We start from the raw sequence: 18,396 nt of genomic DNA, 5'->3' as shown, positions 1-18,396 counted from the left end.
GCAGGGGGCAGGGGGCAAGGGGGAAATGAGTCAACGAATTGGTATTAAGCTTCCAGATGATCTGCAATTTGGGTATAAGCTCCGCTCTTATGGTATGGGGTTCTCTCCTCTGCTCCCTGCTCCCTGCCCCCTTGCCTTTTCATTGATCCGAGTCAGAAGAAAAATAGAAGTTAGGAGGAGGGGTTAAACGGGTGGTTGAAAGCAATAGCAGAGCAGTTGGAGAAAGCAGCTCAAGAGAACTTGGTTATCAAGCTCTATCCGCAAGTATACTTAAGGCTCGTGCTAGCCTTGAGCGGATTAAGCTTAATACTGCAGCAACTGCTAGAGCTATTGAAAATATTAATAGAAATCTTGACGCAATTGAACAGCGTAGGATGTGCCATACCCAAAATGAACTCGTTGCAGAAGAACTTGGAGCGGAGGAAGAACTCGTTCAATGGGAACGTACTCAAACTGTAGCACCGATTCTTGCTAGGATTCTAAAAGTAATAGGAACAAATCGATTTGGGGGACAGAAGTACACCGTTTCTTGGGAGAAAGAGCAATTGGTTTTAATGAGAAATAGTGATTCGGTGCAGTTAATGAGGGCGTCTTATAATTCGGAGGAATCACATTGGGAACCAGTTGAGCGTTCAGAGCTGACTTTAGATGTTGTGCAGCATATGCAGCAAAATGCTCAACGGGTTGAACAGAGATTGCTCTACTTGCAACAAGAAAAAGAAAAGTCAAGATCAAATCGTAGTCAAGAGCTTTCTCTGTGAAGGAAGCTTGTGGAGCAAGGGTAGAGAGTTTTGGTAGGTCTGGCATGGACTAAGGTAGTAGATGGGAATTCCTAAGCAATGCTTTCTAACAAGCGCTATAGCTGCGCTTGTATATGTTTTACCTGAGCCTTATTCAGGAAATTACCAATTACTACTGGGGAAATTGGGATGTACTAAATTCTTAAATTTGGCAACTTGGGCATCAAATAACAACTTGACAGTGCCGACTGGTCCATTGCGGTGTTTAGCTATGATGAGTTCTGCGATTCCTCTATCGGGGCTGTCGCTGTTATAGTACTCATCTCTGTACAAAAACAGAATAAGATCGGCATCCTGCTCTAAAGAACCGCTGTCCCTCAAATCGCTCATTATTGGGCGCTTATTAGTACGACTCTCAACGCTACGATTCAGCTGTGACAAAGCAACAACAGGACATCGAAATTCCTTGGCAAGTGCTTTTAGAAACGCGGAGACTTTTGCTATCCGTTCGTTCTGCGTCGCTCCAGTAACAGAATGCTCAAGTAAGCCAATATAATCAATGGCGACTATTCCCAACTCTCCAGAAGAGGCAGCTATCTTGCGAAGCTGCGATCGCATCTCCCAAAGATTTTGAATTGGAGCATCAATGATATGAAGCGGCAATTCACCAAGACGACTAATAGCTTGAGTTAGTGCTTCCCATTGGCTTTTGCCAATCCTACCAGAGCGTAGATACCCCATCTCTATCCCTGTTTCAGCTGCAAGCAACCTTTTCGCAAGTTGCTGCTTGCTCATTTCTAAGCTGAAAATAACAGTAGGCAGCTTATACAAACTTGCTATATGATGAACTATGCAAGTTGCGAAGCCGGTTTTCCCCATTGATGGACGAGCACCAACAATAATTAGGTCTGTGCGTTGGAATCCACAAGTCAAGGCGTCTAAATCATAAAAGCCACTAGGGATGCCAGGTAACGTAGTACCGTTGTGCCGTTCTTCTAAATCTCGGAATACATCAACCAAGCAATCAGCAAGAAGTGTTGACTCAGCAGACGTATTTGCACTGGAGATATTTAGTATTTCCTGTTCTGCGTCGTCCAAGCATTCCCCCACGGATCTATACTCTTGATGGGCAAGGGCAGAAATCTTGTCCGCTGCCTTGAGCATCTGCCGGCGGCGATGCTTTTCAACAACAAGGTCTGCCAAAGCATCTATGTTGATTGCAGATACTACTCTATCAACAAGAGTTACAAGCTTGTTACGACCTCCAACGATTGCTAAGAGATCCATCGCTTCCAATTTGGCAATAGTCATAAGCAAGTCTGTCGGCTTGCCTTCCGTGTGTAGAAGTAAAGCAGCCCGATAAATCCGTTGGTGCCCTTCAAGGTAAAAATGCTCAGGTTGCAGAGTATCAATCACCCGTGCGATCGCTCCTGGGTCGAGTAAAATTCCTCCTAAGATTGCCTCTTCTGCTTCCAAATTCGCAGGCGGCACCTGTGCTACATCTTGCGTGTGCTGTGCTACATCTTGCGTGTGCATCGTTTTTGGATTTTAATTTTTTTAAATCAATAAATCAACTCGCCTGAGCAAACCTCTCCGGGTACTTAGCTTTAGCCCATGCCAACCAAGCAGCATTTTGCTCACGTTGAGTAAATGCCGATTCACCTTTTTCCAAAAATTCTTGGTAGTAGGTGCCGTGTACCTGCGGATTTAAACTGTCAAAGTTGTATTTGGGCTGGTCAGGAGTAACAAGCTTATAATTAATGCTATTATTTTGAGCATTAAGAGGGGTCGCAGCCCCTGGAGGCTCAGATGGGCAATTACAATCCTTCCACCCCTCATAAAGCGCCAGAGACGCTACTACATTGGCATTCAAAACATTGATGGCAACGGCACGAGAATTCACCGCATCCACTTTTATGTTCATTGGTGGATTTTGCAGTAATTCTTTGCCTTTATACTTGACAAATTGCTTATATTCGTGCTCATCCCCAGGAAACCAATCAGGTACGCAGTTATATTTAGCACTTTTACCGTACTTAGGTTTTTGAGGTGGGCGCGGCGCGGCGGGCGCAGTGTTGTCCAGATTAGATGTTTCGCTATTTCCAAGATCCTGGTTTTGTTGAACAGAACTAGAAAAATCTTGATTTACTTCAACTTGCTTGGTAATCTCATCAATTTTCTTTTCACTGTCTTCCTCTTTGTTTTCTTCTTTCAACAAAATATTCTCACACACACACAGCCCGTCTTCGGGCTGCTCTTGTATTGTGTTTATTGATCTTATTTTATTGATCTTTTGTAATGGCTGGGAACTAGACAGGACAAGGCTTTCAGACGAACCTTCGTGCCAATTTGGCACTATGGCATCCAAATTTGGCACTATCGGTTGGCTTGTATCATTTGCTTCGTGCCAAATTGGCATTACGGAGGAGTCGTCGCCTAAAAGCAGTTTCCTCACCTTTACAGGGTTAATTCGGTAGAATTTGGTTAAATTTCCGCTGTTTTTGCTTGCTTGGCACGATACTATGTATTTTTGCTTCTCCAGCCCCAAGAATAGGCGCTGAATAGTTCTAGCGGAGCCAAGTGCTGGATATCTTCCTTGCCAATCCGCATAACTAGCACAGCAGGTCCACCACTCGCCGTGGTGAAAGTACCCTTGCCTATTGTTTCGGCGATTGCTTTGACACCAAGCTTCAATGACTTGGATCAATGCTGCTTCAGCAAGACCTACCTTGTTAGCTATAGTCCAATAAAGCTTGGTGTAAGCGGGTTCTTCTTTGTGAGTGAGCGCTGTGGCTGTTGCTGCTCTCTCTGCTAATGCTGCCTTGGCGAAGAAGGTACTCATGATTCCGCACCTCCTGTCACCAAAGAAGATTGTGAGAAATCTGGCTTTATATTATTGGAATTCGATACAATGGGAGTATCGGGATTTGATATAACCCCAAAAGCTTCTATTTCGCGGTTTGTTGGGTTTTCAGAACCCATAGTTGCCCTCCTCTTGATGGACGCAGTTTACGCTTGGAGGGCGCTTTTTCTCTGGGTTTTTGAAGCCTTAGGAGTTCCTAATTTCTAGGTTTTCGCCTGATATTCTGGTGAGAATATTGTGAAGAAAGTTGCGATCGCGATCACGGGGCGATACCATGAAATCATATGACAGTTTTACTGTGAAATGTCAATGTCACAGTAGAGTGCGTTTTGTCTCTTGGCTCTCAAAGAGCTCTAGGAGCGCCTTAAAAACGCGAACTCCGATGATTGGACTCCAATGCCCTAGAGGCAAGCGCCATTTCTAAAACTTACAAGAAAACAACCACTCAGGAAAATGACGCCTGGGTTTTTGTTTTTTTACAAGCCTGACGCCAGTATAACGCATATTTATCTGGTGAGCGCAGTAATCATAAATTATCTACGCCAGCCAGCGCTAAAAAGTCTAGAATAGTATCAAAGAGATGGGTTCAAAGATTAATTTTTAGATGAAAAATTTATTCACTCGCCAAGAGATTTGCACCCTTGGGGATTTTTCGCCTCGTAGTTTCGACATCTGGGTAACAAACACCCTCAAGATTCTCCCTGAATCCGTTGGCGGGAAGAACAACTCAACTCACTATTTTAGTTTTACGCAAGTGATAAATATTCTGTTATCGCTGCATTTGAAGCGGTTCAAGTTGCCTGTAGAAACTATTAAATCAGTTATTAAATTAATTGAAGAACGGCACTATTGTATCGACAGACATTATCTCCTAACGTTCGAGGACTACCTTACAGTCAGTCAAATCCCGCTAGAGAAGAAAGCCGTAGGAGAAATAGTGGATCGGTTGCTGCCAGTCCCGAACACCGACAAGCTTGTATTTCTCGTTGTCACCCAGGACGAGATTAACTCCTGCATCTCGCGCATAATACAAAACGAGTTGAAGGTTACTATAAACCCAATGAAGCTCCCCGAACTGGACGAGTTGCTTGCTAACCTGAGAAAACGAGCGCAGTCCACAGGCATTGACCCCAATAAAATCCCTGTGTCAATCAAGTGAACTTGGGAGAATCTCAAGTTTTCGAGTGTATATCAAATCAGCTATATGAAAACTAAAAAAAATAGGTGCAAGATCTTTAATTATATCAAATCGCGAAACCCGCCTGGGCGCGGTGCGGTTTTTTTTGTGACCAACCTCTGACAACGGACTTGCCGTTGCACAAAATCGCATTCGTGCTATATTTGGCTGTACTCAAGACTTCTATTCTTAATTAGAACCAGTCCAGTTTTTACAATAGCAACGATGCGTGTACCAGTAAAAGGTTTTACAATTGACGGCGAGCATTCCAAGGACTTAGATGACGCCTTATGGATAGAAGAGAATCAATTCGATAGAACAACGACTATCTCAATTCATATAGCCGATGTCTCTAATTATGTTGAACTTGGGTCAGAAATAGATAAAACGGCTTATTCTCTAACAGAGACAGTTTATTTCGTCCGTGGGAATAAACCGATGATTCCTAGGGAGTTGGCAGAAGACAAGCTAAGTCTTTTACCAGGGGAACCAAGGGATACGTTAACTATTGAGTGTGTGTTTGATGAACACGATAACCTTAAGTCTTCAAGAATATTTGAATCAGTTTTAGTCAGTAAAGAAAAGTTTAGCTATGCAAAAGCTGATGAATTGCTTGAGCCTGATTCTTGTCACTCGTTGAGTGAGCAAATGAGACTTTGCAACGTGTGGGCGCAGAAGTTACAACTTGCACGCAAAGAAACCGGCGCGTTATCAGGTATTGACTTACTGCTTGCAAAGACTTGTATAGATGAGGACGGGAGAGTGGTGGTGTATAACTTCCGCTCAGAGCAGGTTGTTTGTGAATTTATGATTTTGGCTAACACAATTGCTGCTCAAACTGCTGTTAAAGGGAGTATACCATTCCTGTACAGGAACCAATGCGTTAAATCCATCACTCCTCCTAGAGAAAAGATAGCTGACTCTGTTGCAGGTGCTTCTGAAGTTACTTTTTTGGTTGGGATGCTTTCTAACTGGTTTGAGAGAGCTACTTATAATCCTTACATAATCGGGCACTTTGCTCTAGCTCTAAATGCTTATTGTCATTTTACCTCTCCTATTAGAAGATATGCGGATCTGGTCAACCATCGAATTTTAAAAGCTTGCTTACAGAATCAGCCACAGCCGTATACATTATCTGAGCTAGAAGCTCTAGCAGAGCACATTAATACCAAGAAAATTGAATTAAAAGAGATTGCGGAAGAAAGGCAGAAGAGAAGGGACGAAAAAGCCACAGAAAACACAATCAAGAGTCAGCATCTTCTGGATGAAATGAACCAGAAGGACTTTAGTAAAGTCCTTAAGTTTGGGTTATTAAACAGCGCGACCGCTCAAATCAAGACGGAGATTATTAGAAGATTAGAGTTAAAATTATTACAGCCTATGGATTATTGTTTGCTTTTATTCAAGGCAAACGACAAAGACCTCATACAGCGAGCTTTAACCGCAGTTGCGGCATCACCTCATATTGGCATCACCGTTCTGACAATGAAATGTCAAATTGATGCTGATTGGGCGGAGTACAGATGGACTGTTGATTCGGGAAAAAATTCTTTTAATGCTTGGGCGATTGCGGTGGTGAGTGGTGAAGAACTGACAAGCGTTTATCCTGGGCAAGCGCAAGGGAAGCAAGATGCAAAAAGTTTAGCAGCTGTTGAATTTTTGAAAGCATATGTCAATAGCGCTTTGGTTTCTCCTTCCGAGAGATGGATTCCTCCTGCCTCTGTTGCCCCTGCCCTTGAAGCCAGTTGCGCCCCTGTTATCGATGTGACTGATATTGAGAACACTAACAACCATGTTGGACTTCTTCAGGAAATAGCAGACAAGTCGAAACAACCGCTTCCTGTCTATTCATTTGAGGAAAGCGAAATGTCTTTGTTTGTTTGCACTTGCACAACGACTTGGCAAGGAGAGAAGTACACAGGGCAGGGAATTTTTAATTCAAAAAAGGGAGCCAAGCAGCTAGCAGCTAAATCTGTTCTTGACGCATTGTCCCCTAAAATTCTGCTATGATTTGTATCGGCTCCCCGAGTGAGCTTCCTTTGTTTCGTTGATTAGTGGGCTTCCGTCAGGTATTCGTTCTTATAAGGACCGCAGAATTTTTTCGTGTCTAGCATAGGTGTAAAATTTTTCGGTAAAAAGAGAACTTGAGATAATGTCTCAAGTTCTTGGCTGCAAATGTTTGAAGTACTTTTTTATATGGTAGCGATACGCCTGCCGGCGTTAAGCATAAAGGCTTATCGCGCTTCTCCTACTATGCCGCTTCTTGGATGCTGCTCGACAGCAGTTCAACGTTGTCGTCGCTAAACTCAAGCGACAAATCGTCAAAAGTTGCCTGCACCCAGGTTTTACCACACGCGACGTAACTATCAGTCACTACTCCCTTAAGGTTGTGAAAGCGCGAACTTGGGAAGTTAACCCGGATGATATTACCAGACTGCCACTGATGGGTTGAGGAGGTGTGGAGTTGTGGTCCTTGCTCATCCTCAACAAACAGCAGCGGGGAGTTAACTGGCACTTCCCAGCGACTAAAGTTGGTGTAATTGCCAGGATATGGTTGATAGAGCATGGTTGATTGCTGACCGGGAACAACAAGGTGAACTGTCTCGCCGTTGCAAGCTTCTACTTGGTAAACCGTGCCGCCGTAGTAAACACGTCTACCGTGGTACAGGTCAGCTGCTTTTGGTCTTTTCATCGCCCTTAGTCTCCTGTTCCCAACGGTTAACAGTTGCTTCAATCTCTTCTGGGGTAGCTTCGCGCTGCCGTCCGTAGTCGTCAGTTACGAAATTACCTTCTGGAGTGACGTAGGTTTTCTGGTCTTGATCCTTGTCTTTGGTCATGATGAGTATTTGAACAATTGAGTATTTGAGTAAAACCTCATTGTCGTAGTGCTGCCGCTTGAGCTAGTGTTTGAATAAGCGATCGCGTAGTAATAACAATACTTCAGCGTCAATCCCCTCATTTGCTGCAATCTCTCTGATTTGCTCATCAGATGGACGAGTATCTGCTGCCAGTAATTTCAGGAGGGCAGATGCGTCTAAGTCCTTGGGTAGTACATTAGCACTTATCTTTTTCTCACGCTGGACAATAGCAGCATCAAGAATTCTATCCAAAAGGTTGCTAATTGTTCTCCCCTCTTCCTTTGCCCACTCCGCAAAATAATTATATTTTTCTTGCGTTGTATAAGTAGTAAGCTTTGGTCTGTGTTTTTTCTCTGGTACCACCTTTGAAACTCATCTTTACTCATCTATTTATTCTTACCTGTTCCAAGTGAACTTCCTTTATGCCAATATTTAAAGTGGCACAATATGAGTTTCACTGAACTTCAATGAACTCTAGATTAAGGACATGAGTTGAGTGCGGGAGCGGATAGTCAACTAAACATTAGCCACAACGCGCAACACCTGCTCAACTAACTTATCAAAGCTAGACAGAATAAACCATTGAAGCTTGTTTGTGAGCAATACGCTCAAGAGAATGCGTTATTTGCTCAGTCAAGTGCTCAATAGTTGCTCAATGAATATTAGTTATAACGCGCAAGTTAAGGAGGTGAAATAAGGATGAAAACAGGACAGGCTAAGCCACTGAGCGCAGATTTACCAGCAGAAGATTCAGGACTATTTAAGTACCCAATAACTAAGGCAGAGTTAGCTCTTTATTGGGATGTAGCGAGAAACACGGTTAGGGCTTGGGACGCGATTGCGTGTTATTGTCTGCCGGAGTACCGCAAAACTTACCCCGTCAAAGAGGGGAAGCAAGGTAAACCAAATACGACAGTTCCTTTGCAACCATACCAGATTTGGGTATTAAACCGAATTCGGTTTCTAATACGACGCAGTAGAAACGTGGAATTTACAAAAAGCTTTCTGTTGCAAAACCGTGCTGCATTTTCTAAAGAAAAGTTTGACGCTGAAATTAACCAACAACAAAGGAGTGTTGCATGAAAGTTTACGGATCTGATTTATTTGAATCACTCAAAAACGATGATGGCGAAGACGTGTGGTTCTTAGTTGACGAGTACTTTGTAGAGTTGCAAGAGCCTAATCCTTACCAGCCTCCGATAACCGCAGAGACAGAAATCGATAAGGAACACTTTAAGGGCATTCTTGCAGCAACTGCAAAAAGAAAAGCTCAAGAAGAAGAAAAAAATAAGCCTATTGGTCAGATTGCATTGATAGAAGCGTCTGGCGATGAAAACCCCTCAGCTATTACTAACAACAATGGTGTTAGCACAGCTGAGATAACCGAGACAACCGAAGTTGAGAGCAGTGCTTTTGGTCTGGCGGTGCAAGCAGTGGTGAAGGCAACTAAAGAGGAACTACACGCTTACTTAGCTGACAATGCTTTCGCTATCGGTACGACGGGGACGGGAGCCTTTTTAACAGTCTTAGAAAAGACCTTAGTAGCGGGTATTGGACAATCTACAAATACAGTCTTAAAGCGGTTAGCTGACACCTTGGAGGAAATCTCGGAGGATACAACTCAGGATTTTTTGGATCAATACGGTTTGACCACAGACGTGGAGGTAAACAAAAACCGCAACACTTGTCAAGTACATCTGTTAAAAAAACGGTTCAACCAGTACAAGCAAGAGAGCAATTAAGCCGAATCGAAGAAGATTTAATCCTGCAAGCTTTGCAACAATTGTCATCACATGAACGGCGGGAATTGTTGCAGGCAATCAAAAGAATTAACGACCTAACCAGCAATAAGGAGGAACCACAAGTGGAAACAGTCATTAAACATGCAGGAATTAGCGTCATTTCAATGTTAGGAGCATCGGCTCTAGCAGCAGCCAGCATTGTTAACCCAGTTGGAACAGTAATGTTTGTAGCAGGTTTAGCCTGGTGGCTCCATGAACGTCAACGCTGAACGCGAAAGGTTAGAGAAGCTGTACCAAAAGCGTCTGGGGGCAGCAATTATTGCAAACATCTTTATTTCAGCTTTAATAAGCAGCTTCTTAACAGTAATTGCAATCCGAGCCATTCACGAGCGTGGAATTTCGAGCCACCGTATACACCCACTGCAAGAGAGCAAGCACGAGTAGAAGAACTGAAAGAGGCACGCTCGTAACCAAGTAATGAGTGCTGAGGAACGACAGGAGAAAGTTTACGAGATTCTGACACGGGGATAACGAATGAAATTCTTAGTATTCCTGATTAGCTTAGTCTCGCTCTGCATTGCAGCATCTTCTTTGTCTTTTATCTACATTTTTTTTGGAGCCTAACACCAATGACCCAACCTATAGGATATTTTACAAATTACGATCCTACTAGTAACGAGGGACTTCTAGCAGAGATGCAAGAAGCTTGGGGCGCAACATTTGAAGCCCTCAGCAACGTAGACAGGATGTGGATGGTTTGGAAACTTGCTGAGCAGTTGACCGAAGACTTTGAGCAACAGTTAGATATTCAGGATTTGAACCACGGCGTAGCAGAGGCAATTGACCGTCATAGCGGCGAACTCAGTACAGGCGATCGCCTTGGGCTAATACTCGCTCTTGTCCATCAAGTCCAACACAACTATAGAGGTTTTTGATATGAACATTGTCTTCTATGAAGAAACTGGCGATTACTGCTGGATCAATTTAGATGCCGTTGCAGAGACATCTGTAGACTCGGATGGCAGAACGCGACTGCATTTCGAGATTCCCGAAGAAATTGCAAAAGACCTCGGTGAAGATGCGGCAGATTTGGTATTCGAGAGTATTTCTGCGGGTGAATTATTCGCCCTACCACGAGTAGGGCTACCCCTCCCAACACCTGATGATGGGCAATGCTGGCAGTTCTGGTGCTTCACTGTTTCACCTAGCCCAGCCTCCGATGTCCATTTGTATTGGTAGTATAAATAACCTGGGGTCAATCCCAGGTTTCAACCATTATGTACCGCAAACAAATAGCCTTAAGCTTTGCAGGACTCTTCATTTGCGCCGCACCTGCACTTATCTCACTCACACCCAAGATTGGTGCTTATGTCCAAGCAGAGCGTTTAAAGGCAGAAACTCAGTTAAAGGCAGAGAACCTGCGCGCCACAGAAGAATTCGAGCGATCGCGCATCAAGCAACGCGCCCTAACCTCAGATGAATTGTACAGATCAGGCGTTGCGCCCAGTGCCACACGGTTAAGGATGCGGCGCTACATTGATAACCCCAATCACGACCCAAAGCCAGATACTACAGGTTGGAGTACAGATGAAGTTGTCACCGTTTATGACTCAACAGGTAAGTGTATTGGTCGCATTGAGAACAATCAATGGTTTTGGAAGTACCGAGTTAACAACGCTTGTAATAATTAGGAGAGATAGATGGTAATACCATACGGTTCAAGTTCTGCTTCCTCTGGTTCTAGTGGAGAAGAAAAGAAACAGAAAAAGTCGATAGGTCAAATTATTGACATGGTTGCAAAGTTAGTAGTCCTGGTCGTTGGACTACCAATTCGCTTTGCAAGCGCGATAGTGGCTCAGTTTGTAGCCAATGGTGGCGCGGGTAGAGCAGTTGTTGGTGGTGTCTTGTTCTTGATTGGTTCAGCCATCAGTGCAGACAGTGTATGGCAAACTATGTTCGGACAGCGCCCACTGTTCCCTTGGTTCGAGACGGGCTGGTCCTGGGCAAACGTACCGCTAACACTTTTTAACCCGTTCTTTTACTTAGCTTTTGTGGTTGCGATTGGGTTGCAGGTCATTGAAGCCTACGCGCTGCGTGGTAAAAATCCGGACACAGCACGCCGTGAGCTCCAAGACCATATGCAGTATGACCTTGAGTCAAAGCCCAGTGGCAAGATTGACCTGGTAGGCGAAATCTGGAAGGACTATAAAAAAGCTGGCTTGCGCGATCGCAAGAGTGAAGGATTCATCACCCTAGCAATTTGGGCTTTTGACATAGTAACAACGTTTGCAGCCAGGAACCCATTCCAATTTACTAACCCAATGATGATTCTAGGGTGCTTGTTGTTCAATATTGGAACAATGCTTGCAGGCGAGATTGGCTTTGCCATTTGGCGTTTGACCAAAGACTAAAAACCAAAGCGCTTTGGGAGTGTCAACCCGAAGCGCTTTTGCTTGAGCAAGATTTCTATTCCTAACAGATATATGGATTCTAACAATATCCCAAAGATTACCACCCGTCAAACAGAATATCTACGTGACCAGTACCCCAGCCTCTCTTACCTTGAAGCAGGTCATATCTCTGAATGGTTGCAAGAACGAAAAGACCAGTTATTTGAACAGGCGCGGTCCGTGGAAACAGAGGCGGACACAGCCCGGTTACTAAGCCTAGTAGCAGCTGGTGTTGGGACTGTCTGTTACGCGGTCAACCCGTTCATGTTGCTCGGTGGTATGGTTGGTGGCGCTGCATGGTTGTGGTTTGTACTCCAGCACCACGGGCGGACTAAGGAAATTGCACCGCTGCCTTTTGTACGTGGTAACTTTGTTGATGCAATTAGCCGCGTTGGCAACTATGATGAGCGATCACACTACCAAATTAATCATCTAGCTGATACTATCAAGTTTCTCCCCCGTCTGGAAGCAGAAGAATATACTTTTCTCTATTCTCACTTCGAGACAATCAGCAACTATCTGACTCAAGTTGAACCAGGTAAACGTTTTTATGCTTACCGTTGGCTGTTGGGCTGGTTCTCTAAACTGAACGGTCGGCAGATGCCAGCATATGAGAGTTTAGCCCAACACTTAGAGCATGTATCAATTGATTCCAGAATGAAGAGAAACGAGGTGCAGGCGATTGCCGAATTACCACCAACCGTAGATATCAGAATCTTCAGCGCTCCAACAGTCGATATTTGCACTTCTTACGGGCAACTATCTCCACCCAAGGAACTGCCGCAACAGCAGCCCCAAGACGTTGTTCAAGCCCCACCTGATACGCCTAAACGTGGACTCTTGTCAAGGTCTGCACAGAGACCAATGGATGTGCAAGTCTATGCTCCACCTACTTCTTCTGAATTTGATTTGGCAGATCGGATGGGCAAGGATGCAACAAGCCATCTGATTGTGGGTATCCCCGGTGCTGGTAAAGGACTGTTAATTAGCAACGCCTTGGCAGCACTCAAGAAGCATCACCCTGAGATTACAACGTTTTACATCGACCCCAAAAACGATGAGAAAGAAACGGGATACTTCGAGAGCGGTGTAGATTTTCTGCGGCGTATCAATGCTAGAGAGATGTCGCCCAGTGCTGTCATTGAATGGTTCAAATCAGTTGTTAAGGAGTTTGAGGCAATCCCTAGCGACAAGCTTCTTATCTTTGACGAGTCAGTCCTTGTCACTTCAAAGTTTAAATTGGGTGGAGAAATTGGGTGGATGCAGGACAAGATAATCGGGTATGCCTCTGCTAGTGACTCAATTGGGTTAAGGGTGTGGATTGTGGCTCAGAATGCCCATACCCAAGACTTAGGGCTTAATGGCGGTATCCGTTCCCAGTTCGTACCAATCGCTCTGATTTCTGCAAAGAATGTTGCAGCCCTAGGCGCTCTCATGGCAACTCAGTTTATCCCCAAAAATCAGAAACTGAGCACAGAGGAAGTTGAGGAGATAACTCGACAGTCACCAGTCGGACGGGCAGTTTACTTTGGTGGAGAGAACAAGTGGTTTCCTGCTAAGCGCTTACCCAATCCTTCTGGATATGACCGTGATACCAGGTCGTTCTTGCCAGGATTTGAACCCAAAGAAGCAGAGGAACCTGTTAGAGATGTTAAGGCTCTAGCTCAAAGAGAGGAAACCCAAGACAAGCCTCCAACGATGTCAGTAGACATTCAAGACGACACAGCTAGTTTAATTCTTGATTGGCTCTCTAAAAACCGTCCTAACCAATGGGTGAAGTTCAAGGGAAAGGACGATAGAGACATGAGCTTCGTGAATCACTTAAGCTCAAAGTCTATTAGCTCAGAACAAAGAGATTCGGCTATTACCTTGTTAGTTGAAAAACAGAAAATAGACCTCTCACCTGATGGGTGCTATGTCAAGTCTCGTTAATTTCGTGTCGTGGTGTAATGGTGTAACCCTTGCTTAGAGAATGCCCAAAACTGGGGGTGTAATGACCATTACACCATTACACCATTACACCATTACACCGAATTACACCCTAGTACAGTGCGGCTTTTGCTCATTACACCCTCCTCTATAAGGTGTAATGGTGTAATGAGGGAGTGTAATAAAAGGTGTAATGGGGTGTAATGAAGAGTTGCTAATACATTACACCTTTATAAATGTTCAATTACTATTAGGAGAAAAGACATGTCATTAAGAAATGTTATCTGTATTGTCGTAGGTTCAATTAGTTTTACCCTTATTTCTATTGCCGCCGTCTTGGGGCTACAGATTGTCTTAGTTCCAATGTCAGAACCAAATCTAACTTTAATGCAGTATGGGGCTGTTTTCAGTTTCGCTTGCGGGATTACAACCGCAGCATTCTTGTTAGAAATACCTCAAGATTAAGGTTGTTTTGACCAGTCCTTCGGACAAGGCATACTGCGGGGTGCAGCAAGATTGCGAAAAAGTTTTAAGGTATGCCTTTCTGCCTTGTCCAAACTGGGTACTCACCGCCCCCACTGATTGTCTTACCTTCTGCCAACTTCGCCTCCAGCGAAGGCTGCCTTTCTTCTTGACGCTCGTCAGTAAGCGATCGCTGAGCAAAAAATCAGTCCCCTCACAATCAGGGGGACTAGGCTTGTTTAGTACGTTGTGCTACTAGGAGCACTGATGAAAAAGCGATTAAGTATAACCGCTTTCTACTACCGTCAAATTAATCACTACACCGACTGGTAAAAGATGCCAGTTCGCTCGCTTATTTGTACAAATAACTACAACATTCACGGAGAAGCCAAAAATATCAACCCAAGCGAATCCTTATAGTCGTCAAAATTTGCTTGTGTATTCGCGGTGTCAGGATAAGCGCGGTTTTTGCGGTTGCTCCGGTGTATGTTGTATGAGACGTTTATGAAAAGATGCATTGACATCAACGTCTGTAGATGGATATTATAAGTATAACTACTGAAAATTCAATTGCCTCGGTCGCCAGTCAATTACAAACCAATAATGATTTTTTGGCGGAGTTACAGCAGAAGGCGGCTACGACTCAGCGAGGTTATGCTGGCAATGTACGGATATTTTTTGAGTATTTTTTGCAAAGGAAACCCACTGGGCGGGATATTTCGGAGTTTTGGGCGTTGGACTCTGAGGTGGCTAATGGGTTAATCCTGAAGTTTAAAAATCATTTGGTGGCAGAAGGTAGGAAGGCGGCAACGATTAACCGTTATTTGGCTGCGATAAAATACTTAATTAAGGTGGGGCGGAACCTGAAGCGCTGCCGATATCACTTTGATAGCGACCGCATTGAATCGCTCAAAGTGACAAAATACCGGGATACGCGGGGTGTAGATGTCGATGAGTACAACAAAGTATTTGATGTGATTGATACCACCTGCGTCAAGGGGAAGCGGGATTATGCTTTATTTCTGCTGCTTTGGTCTAATGTTCTACGCAGGGCAGAGGTAGCAAAGTTAACAGTGGGGGATTTTGATTACCACGAAAATACATTAACTGTTTATGGTAAGGGTAAGGGGAATGATGAAACCAGGATTGATTTAAATCCTCTTGTGGCGGAGGCGATTAGCGACTGGTTGGGTATTCGGATGAATTTGAAGCCCAGTGAGCCGTTGTTCATTGCTTTGGATTTCCACAATTATGGACACCAGTTGACTGGGGATGGTATCTATGCAATTGTGAGAAAAACCTGTGAACGGGCTGGGATTAAAAAGCGGATGACTCCCCATAAGATTAGGCATTCTGGGATTACCGATGCTCTTGACTTGGCAGAAGGTGATTACCGGAAGGTGCAGCATTTGAGCCGTCATGCTGACCCCAGGACGATTCTAGTTTATGAGGACAATAAAAATCAATATCAATTGGAGTTAACTAATAAATTAGCAGCTCGTGTCGGGAAAAGGCGGCGAGCGCAATAACAACGTCTCGGCGCGACGCGATGGCACTCAGTGCCCGCCTCCGGACGATGCAAGAGAGTGCAGTGCCGTGGAATGAAAACAGGAAAAATCGGACAACCTTGGCAAAAAGGGCGGGTTATTTTATCAATAGGTAAGTGTATTTGAGAATGAACCGCCCTTTTTGCCCCCTTCACGAGTACTCGTACAGCGCTCCACGACTGTCGTGGGGGAAGGTTGTCCGATTTTTCTCGATTTTGTGCGTCCCCCGAATCGCAATCGCAAAGGAGGTTGAAAGCTACAGCATTTTTTCGAGGAACTGCTTTGCGCGATCGCACTTCGGACAACTGAAAAATTCACTGGGTGTAGTGTCCTCTGCCAAACGCCCTTGGTCAAGAAACATAATTCGACTAGCGACGACTCTTGCAAATCCCATTTCATGAGTCACAATTGCCATCGTCATGCCAGTTTGTGCCAAAGCTTTGATCACGAATAGCACATCTTTAACCATTTCTGGATCTAAGGCAGAGGTTGGTTCATCAAACAAAATCATCTCCGGTTCCATTGCGAGTGCGCGGGCTATAGCGACTCGCTGTTTTTGTCCACCAGATAATTTTGCTGGGTAGACATGGGCTTTTTCCTCCAAACCTACCTTACCAAGCAACTCTAACCCCTTTTGCGTTGCTTGTTCCTGATTCATTCCCCTCACCTTAATAGGGGCGTAGGTAACATTTTGCAAAGCCGTCATGTGGGGAAACAGATTGAAGTGTTGAAACACCATCACCAAGCGCTGCCGAATTTTGGCGATGTTTGCCCTAGAAGCGGTAATTTCATATTCTTTAAAGTAAACTCGTCCTTTGGTGGGGCGTTCTAACAAGTTCATGCATCGCAGGAAAGTTGACTTACCCGACCCACTTGGACCTAGTATGGCTACGACTTCACCCTTGTATATCTCAGTGGAAATCTCTTTGAGTACGTCCAGCTTGCCAAAAGATTTACACAATAACTCTGTGCGAATGACAACTTCACTCACTTTGCCTCAACCTCCTTTCGAGTGTGGATGCGCTCCTAGTCAGACCCATGACCAATATGTAGTAGATTAACCCAGCAAACAGCAGGGGTTCAAAGTAGATATATTTATTAGCTCCGACAATTTGAGCACTACGTAAAATTTCCACCACACCAATCGTTGAAACCAAAGCGGAATCTTTCAAAAGTCCAATCGTTTCATTCACCAAAGCGGGGAGAATGTTCTTCAATGCTTGGGGCAAAACAATGTCCCACATCATCAACGCGTAGGGAACACCCATAGACATTGCCGCTTCACTCTGTCCTTTATCTACTGCTTGAATCCCACCCCGGATAGTTTCTGACATATAAGCCCCAGAGTTGAGAGTAAATGTGAGGACTCCTGCCTGTAATGCTGGTATATTATAACCAGTCAGCTGGGGTGTTGCGTAGTAAACCAACGCCAACTGCAACAGCAAAGGTGTGCCTCTAAATACAGAGGTGTAAGCGTTGGCTAACCAGCCTAGTGGCTTGATACCTAATATTTTTAATAGAGATAGTAATGTTCCCCAAATTAAACCTAGAAATACTGATATCACAGTGAACAACAAAGTCAACGGAATTCCCTGAAGAATAAAGGGAATCTCTGGAATGATTCTCTTGAAGTCTAAATTCAGTCCACCTTGAGGAGTGGGTGCTGTTGAAGATGCGGCGTTGGCTGCGGTGTTTCGGGAAAACCACTTCGTCGCTAGTTTTTCTAGTTCGCCCCTGTCCTTCATTTGCCCAAGGACTTTATTAAAGGATTCTACCAGGGGAGAGCCTTTGGGAAAGGCTATAGCCGAACCTGTAGCCTCTTGTGCTGAGGGAATAACGTTAAATTCTAAATCCGGGTTAGCTTGAGCAAATCCCTTAGCAACGGTATCTTCGACGATGGCAGCATCAATTCGCCCAGATTTTATTTCCTGAATCACTTCAGGGACTTTGTTAAGTTGCTTGAGCTGAATAAGAGGAATTTTTTGGGCTAGTTTCTGAGCATTTTGCTCTTGGATTGTGCCCAGTTGGACGCCAACTTTTTTCCCAGATAAATCTTCTGGTTTTTTTAGGTTACTACTCTTGGGAGCAACAATTGTATCTTTTGCTTTGTAATAGATGATGGAGAAATCAACGTTTTTGCGCCGTTGGGCTGTAGGATTCATCCCAGCCATGACAAAGTCAGCGCGATTTGCCTGAAGTGCGGGAATCAAGCCGTTAAAATCCGACTCCATCACCTTAAGTTTGAACCCCAGTTCCTTGGCAATGGTATTGGCGATATCAATATCAAAGCCAATGATTTTCCTTTCACCGCTGTGAGTGTCGTAATACTCGTAGGGGGGATAGTCCGGCGAGGTGATCATCGTCAGCGTGTCAAAGCCAACTGACGAAGCTGCTAGTAGGGGATTGCTATGCCCTGGGATGGTATTGATTGCTATCATTGCTGCTATTAGCAGCAATGATAGCAATACTTTGCGTTTGTTCATTAATTTGGTGAGTAACTTCTGCACGCTTAGCTAGGAAATCTAGAGTAACTCAAATCTCTTCAACTTGATTGCTGCACTCTACAATTTTAAGTTGTTGCTAGCTCCTGCTGAATGAAATTTAGCTTCTTCGCGCCCTCGCCCCGCA

21 protein-coding genes are annotated in these 18,396 nt (G+C 44.4%); 13 read left to right on the top strand and 8 right to left on the bottom strand.

The window, feature by feature from the left end; translation table 11 throughout:
• The first annotated feature begins 191 nt into the window (after positions 1-191).
• Complete coding sequence (locus DP117_RS26605; RefSeq protein ID WP_169221221.1) at positions 192-761, top strand: hypothetical protein; 570 nt, start codon at positions 192-194, stop codon at positions 759-761.
• 141 nt (positions 762-902) lie between these two features.
• Here DP117_RS26605 and dnaB read toward each other — a convergent pair whose 3' ends face one another.
• From dnaB to DP117_RS26590, 3 genes are read right to left on the bottom strand one after another with little or no spacing between them, the layout of a single operon-like run.
• Positions 903-2,276 carry a replicative DNA helicase gene (gene dnaB / locus DP117_RS26600; RefSeq protein WP_169221220.1) on the bottom strand — a complete coding sequence of 458 codons (1,374 nt, stop codon included), beginning with the start codon at positions 2,274-2,276 and terminating at the stop codon, positions 903-905.
• Between the two features lie 34 nt (positions 2,277-2,310).
• On the bottom strand, positions 2,311-3,582 hold the full coding sequence (locus DP117_RS26595; RefSeq protein ID WP_169221219.1) for a hypothetical protein: 1,272 nt from the start codon (positions 3,580-3,582) through the stop codon (positions 2,311-2,313).
• Positions 3,579-3,722: a hypothetical protein gene (locus tag DP117_RS26590; RefSeq protein ID WP_169221218.1), complete on the bottom strand. Its 144-nt coding sequence runs from the start codon at positions 3,720-3,722 to the stop codon at positions 3,579-3,581. The genes DP117_RS26595 and DP117_RS26590 overlap by 4 nt, the downstream gene beginning before the upstream one ends.
• Before the next feature lie 485 nt (positions 3,723-4,207).
• Between DP117_RS26590 and DP117_RS26585 the strand changes: the two genes are divergently transcribed.
• Both DP117_RS26585 and DP117_RS26580 read left to right on the top strand, forming a co-directional pair.
• Positions 4,208-4,762, top strand: a complete 555-nt coding sequence (locus DP117_RS26585; protein ID WP_169221217.1) for a hypothetical protein — start codon at positions 4,208-4,210, stop codon at positions 4,760-4,762.
• Positions 4,763-5,005: 243 nt separating this feature from the next.
• The gene (locus tag DP117_RS26580; RefSeq protein ID WP_169221216.1) at positions 5,006-6,790 is read left to right on the top strand and encodes an RNB domain-containing ribonuclease; all 1,785 of its coding nucleotides are present in this window, start codon (positions 5,006-5,008) and stop codon (positions 6,788-6,790) included.
• Between the two features lie 241 nt (positions 6,791-7,031).
• Here DP117_RS26580 and DP117_RS26575 read toward each other — a convergent pair whose 3' ends face one another.
• The 3 genes from DP117_RS26575 to DP117_RS26565 all read right to left on the bottom strand — a co-directional run bounded on the left by DP117_RS26575 (position 7,032) and on the right by DP117_RS26565 (position 8,001).
• Complete coding sequence (locus tag DP117_RS26575) at positions 7,032-7,472, bottom strand: hypothetical protein (protein WP_169221215.1); 441 nt, start codon at positions 7,470-7,472, stop codon at positions 7,032-7,034.
• Positions 7,450-7,617 carry a hypothetical protein gene (locus tag DP117_RS26570; protein WP_169221214.1) on the bottom strand — a complete coding sequence of 56 codons (168 nt, stop codon included), beginning with the start codon at positions 7,615-7,617 and terminating at the stop codon, positions 7,450-7,452. The genes DP117_RS26575 and DP117_RS26570 overlap by 23 nt, the downstream gene beginning before the upstream one ends.
• A 63-nt stretch (positions 7,618-7,680) precedes the next feature.
• On the bottom strand, positions 7,681-8,001 hold the full coding sequence (locus DP117_RS26565) for a hypothetical protein (RefSeq protein ID WP_169221213.1): 321 nt from the start codon (positions 7,999-8,001) through the stop codon (positions 7,681-7,683).
• A gap of 336 nt (positions 8,002-8,337) precedes the next feature.
• Between DP117_RS26565 and DP117_RS26560 the strand changes: the two genes are divergently transcribed.
• The 10 genes from DP117_RS26560 to DP117_RS26515 all read left to right on the top strand — a co-directional run bounded on the left by DP117_RS26560 (position 8,338) and on the right by DP117_RS26515 (position 15,750).
• A complete protein-coding gene (locus DP117_RS26560) occupies positions 8,338-8,721 on the top strand; it encodes a hypothetical protein (protein ID WP_169221212.1) in 384 nt (127 codons plus the stop codon).
• Complete coding sequence (locus DP117_RS26555) at positions 8,718-9,380, top strand: hypothetical protein (RefSeq protein WP_169221211.1); 663 nt, start codon at positions 8,718-8,720, stop codon at positions 9,378-9,380. The genes DP117_RS26560 and DP117_RS26555 overlap by 4 nt, the downstream gene beginning before the upstream one ends.
• Positions 9,323-9,649 carry a hypothetical protein gene (locus DP117_RS26550; RefSeq protein WP_169221210.1) on the top strand — a complete coding sequence of 109 codons (327 nt, stop codon included), beginning with the start codon at positions 9,323-9,325 and terminating at the stop codon, positions 9,647-9,649. The genes DP117_RS26555 and DP117_RS26550 overlap by 58 nt, the downstream gene beginning before the upstream one ends.
• Positions 9,650-10,009: 360 nt before the next feature.
• Positions 10,010-10,315: a hypothetical protein gene (locus DP117_RS26545; RefSeq protein WP_169221209.1), complete on the top strand. Its 306-nt coding sequence runs from the start codon at positions 10,010-10,012 to the stop codon at positions 10,313-10,315.
• A gap of 1 nt (position 10,316) precedes the next feature.
• Positions 10,317-10,619, top strand: a complete 303-nt coding sequence (locus DP117_RS26540; protein WP_169221208.1) for a hypothetical protein — start codon at positions 10,317-10,319, stop codon at positions 10,617-10,619.
• A gap of 38 nt (positions 10,620-10,657) precedes the next feature.
• The gene (locus DP117_RS26535) at positions 10,658-11,071 is read left to right on the top strand and encodes a hypothetical protein (RefSeq protein ID WP_211176361.1); all 414 of its coding nucleotides are present in this window, start codon (positions 10,658-10,660) and stop codon (positions 11,069-11,071) included.
• Between the two features lie 9 nt (positions 11,072-11,080).
• Positions 11,081-11,791: a hypothetical protein gene (locus tag DP117_RS26530; protein ID WP_211176360.1), complete on the top strand. Its 711-nt coding sequence runs from the start codon at positions 11,081-11,083 to the stop codon at positions 11,789-11,791.
• Between the two features lie 72 nt (positions 11,792-11,863).
• The gene (locus DP117_RS26525; RefSeq protein ID WP_169221207.1) at positions 11,864-13,762 is read left to right on the top strand and encodes a hypothetical protein; all 1,899 of its coding nucleotides are present in this window, start codon (positions 11,864-11,866) and stop codon (positions 13,760-13,762) included.
• Positions 13,763-14,023: 261 nt separating this feature from the next.
• Positions 14,024-14,224 (top strand): hypothetical protein, encoded by a 201-nt coding sequence (locus DP117_RS26520; RefSeq protein WP_169221206.1) that lies wholly within the window; start codon positions 14,024-14,026, stop codon positions 14,222-14,224.
• Between the two features lie 533 nt (positions 14,225-14,757).
• Positions 14,758-15,750 (top strand): tyrosine-type recombinase/integrase, encoded by a 993-nt coding sequence (locus tag DP117_RS26515; RefSeq protein WP_169221205.1) that lies wholly within the window; start codon positions 14,758-14,760, stop codon positions 15,748-15,750.
• 274 nt (positions 15,751-16,024) lie between these two features.
• Here the strand turns inward: DP117_RS26515 and DP117_RS26510 are convergent, their stop codons facing one another.
• The gene (locus tag DP117_RS26510; protein WP_169221204.1) at positions 16,025-16,759 is read right to left on the bottom strand and encodes an amino acid ABC transporter ATP-binding protein; all 735 of its coding nucleotides are present in this window, start codon (positions 16,757-16,759) and stop codon (positions 16,025-16,027) included.
• Positions 16,752-18,251, bottom strand: a complete 1,500-nt coding sequence (locus DP117_RS26505) for an ABC transporter permease subunit (RefSeq protein WP_169221203.1) — start codon at positions 18,249-18,251, stop codon at positions 16,752-16,754. The genes DP117_RS26510 and DP117_RS26505 overlap by 8 nt, the downstream gene beginning before the upstream one ends.
• Between the last annotated feature and the right edge of the window lie 145 nt (positions 18,252-18,396).

Source organism: Brasilonema sp. UFV-L1 (assembly GCF_012912105.1).
Lineage (GTDB): Bacteria > Cyanobacteriota > Cyanobacteriia > Cyanobacteriales > Nostocaceae > Brasilonema.
Note: the sequence above shows the minus strand (reverse complement) of the source record. Positions and strands in the feature narration are given on the sequence as shown.

Coding starts and splice junctions, on each gene's coding strand:
- DP117_RS26535 (WP_211176361.1), top strand. CDS start 10,658: ATGTACCGCAAACAAATAGCCTTAAGCTTTGCAGGACTCTTCATTTGC.
- DP117_RS26580 (WP_169221216.1), top strand. CDS start 5,006: ATGCGTGTACCAGTAAAAGGTTTTACAATTGACGGCGAGCATTCCAAG.
- DP117_RS26515 (WP_169221205.1), top strand. CDS start 14,758: ATGGATATTATAAGTATAACTACTGAAAATTCAATTGCCTCGGTCGCC.
- DP117_RS26560 (WP_169221212.1), top strand. CDS start 8,338: ATGAAAACAGGACAGGCTAAGCCACTGAGCGCAGATTTACCAGCAGAA.
- DP117_RS26505 (WP_169221203.1), bottom strand. CDS start 18,251: ATGAACAAACGCAAAGTATTGCTATCATTGCTGCTAATAGCAGCAATG.
- dnaB (WP_169221220.1), bottom strand. CDS start 2,276: ATGCACACGCAAGATGTAGCACAGCACACGCAAGATGTAGCACAGGTG.
- DP117_RS26520 (WP_169221206.1), top strand. CDS start 14,024: ATGTCATTAAGAAATGTTATCTGTATTGTCGTAGGTTCAATTAGTTTT.
- DP117_RS26575 (WP_169221215.1), bottom strand. CDS start 7,472: ATGAAAAGACCAAAAGCAGCTGACCTGTACCACGGTAGACGTGTTTAC.
- DP117_RS26530 (WP_211176360.1), top strand. CDS start 11,081: ATGGTAATACCATACGGTTCAAGTTCTGCTTCCTCTGGTTCTAGTGGA.
- DP117_RS26555 (WP_169221211.1), top strand. CDS start 8,718: ATGAAAGTTTACGGATCTGATTTATTTGAATCACTCAAAAACGATGAT.
- DP117_RS26525 (WP_169221207.1), top strand. CDS start 11,864: ATGGATTCTAACAATATCCCAAAGATTACCACCCGTCAAACAGAATAT.
- DP117_RS26595 (WP_169221219.1), bottom strand. CDS start 3,582: ATGAGTACCTTCTTCGCCAAGGCAGCATTAGCAGAGAGAGCAGCAACA.
- DP117_RS26585 (WP_169221217.1), top strand. CDS start 4,208: ATGAAAAATTTATTCACTCGCCAAGAGATTTGCACCCTTGGGGATTTT.
- DP117_RS26540 (WP_169221208.1), top strand. CDS start 10,317: ATGAACATTGTCTTCTATGAAGAAACTGGCGATTACTGCTGGATCAAT.
- DP117_RS26590 (WP_169221218.1), bottom strand. CDS start 3,722: ATGGGTTCTGAAAACCCAACAAACCGCGAAATAGAAGCTTTTGGGGTT.
- DP117_RS26545 (WP_169221209.1), top strand. CDS start 10,010: ATGACCCAACCTATAGGATATTTTACAAATTACGATCCTACTAGTAAC.
- DP117_RS26570 (WP_169221214.1), bottom strand. CDS start 7,617: ATGACCAAAGACAAGGATCAAGACCAGAAAACCTACGTCACTCCAGAA.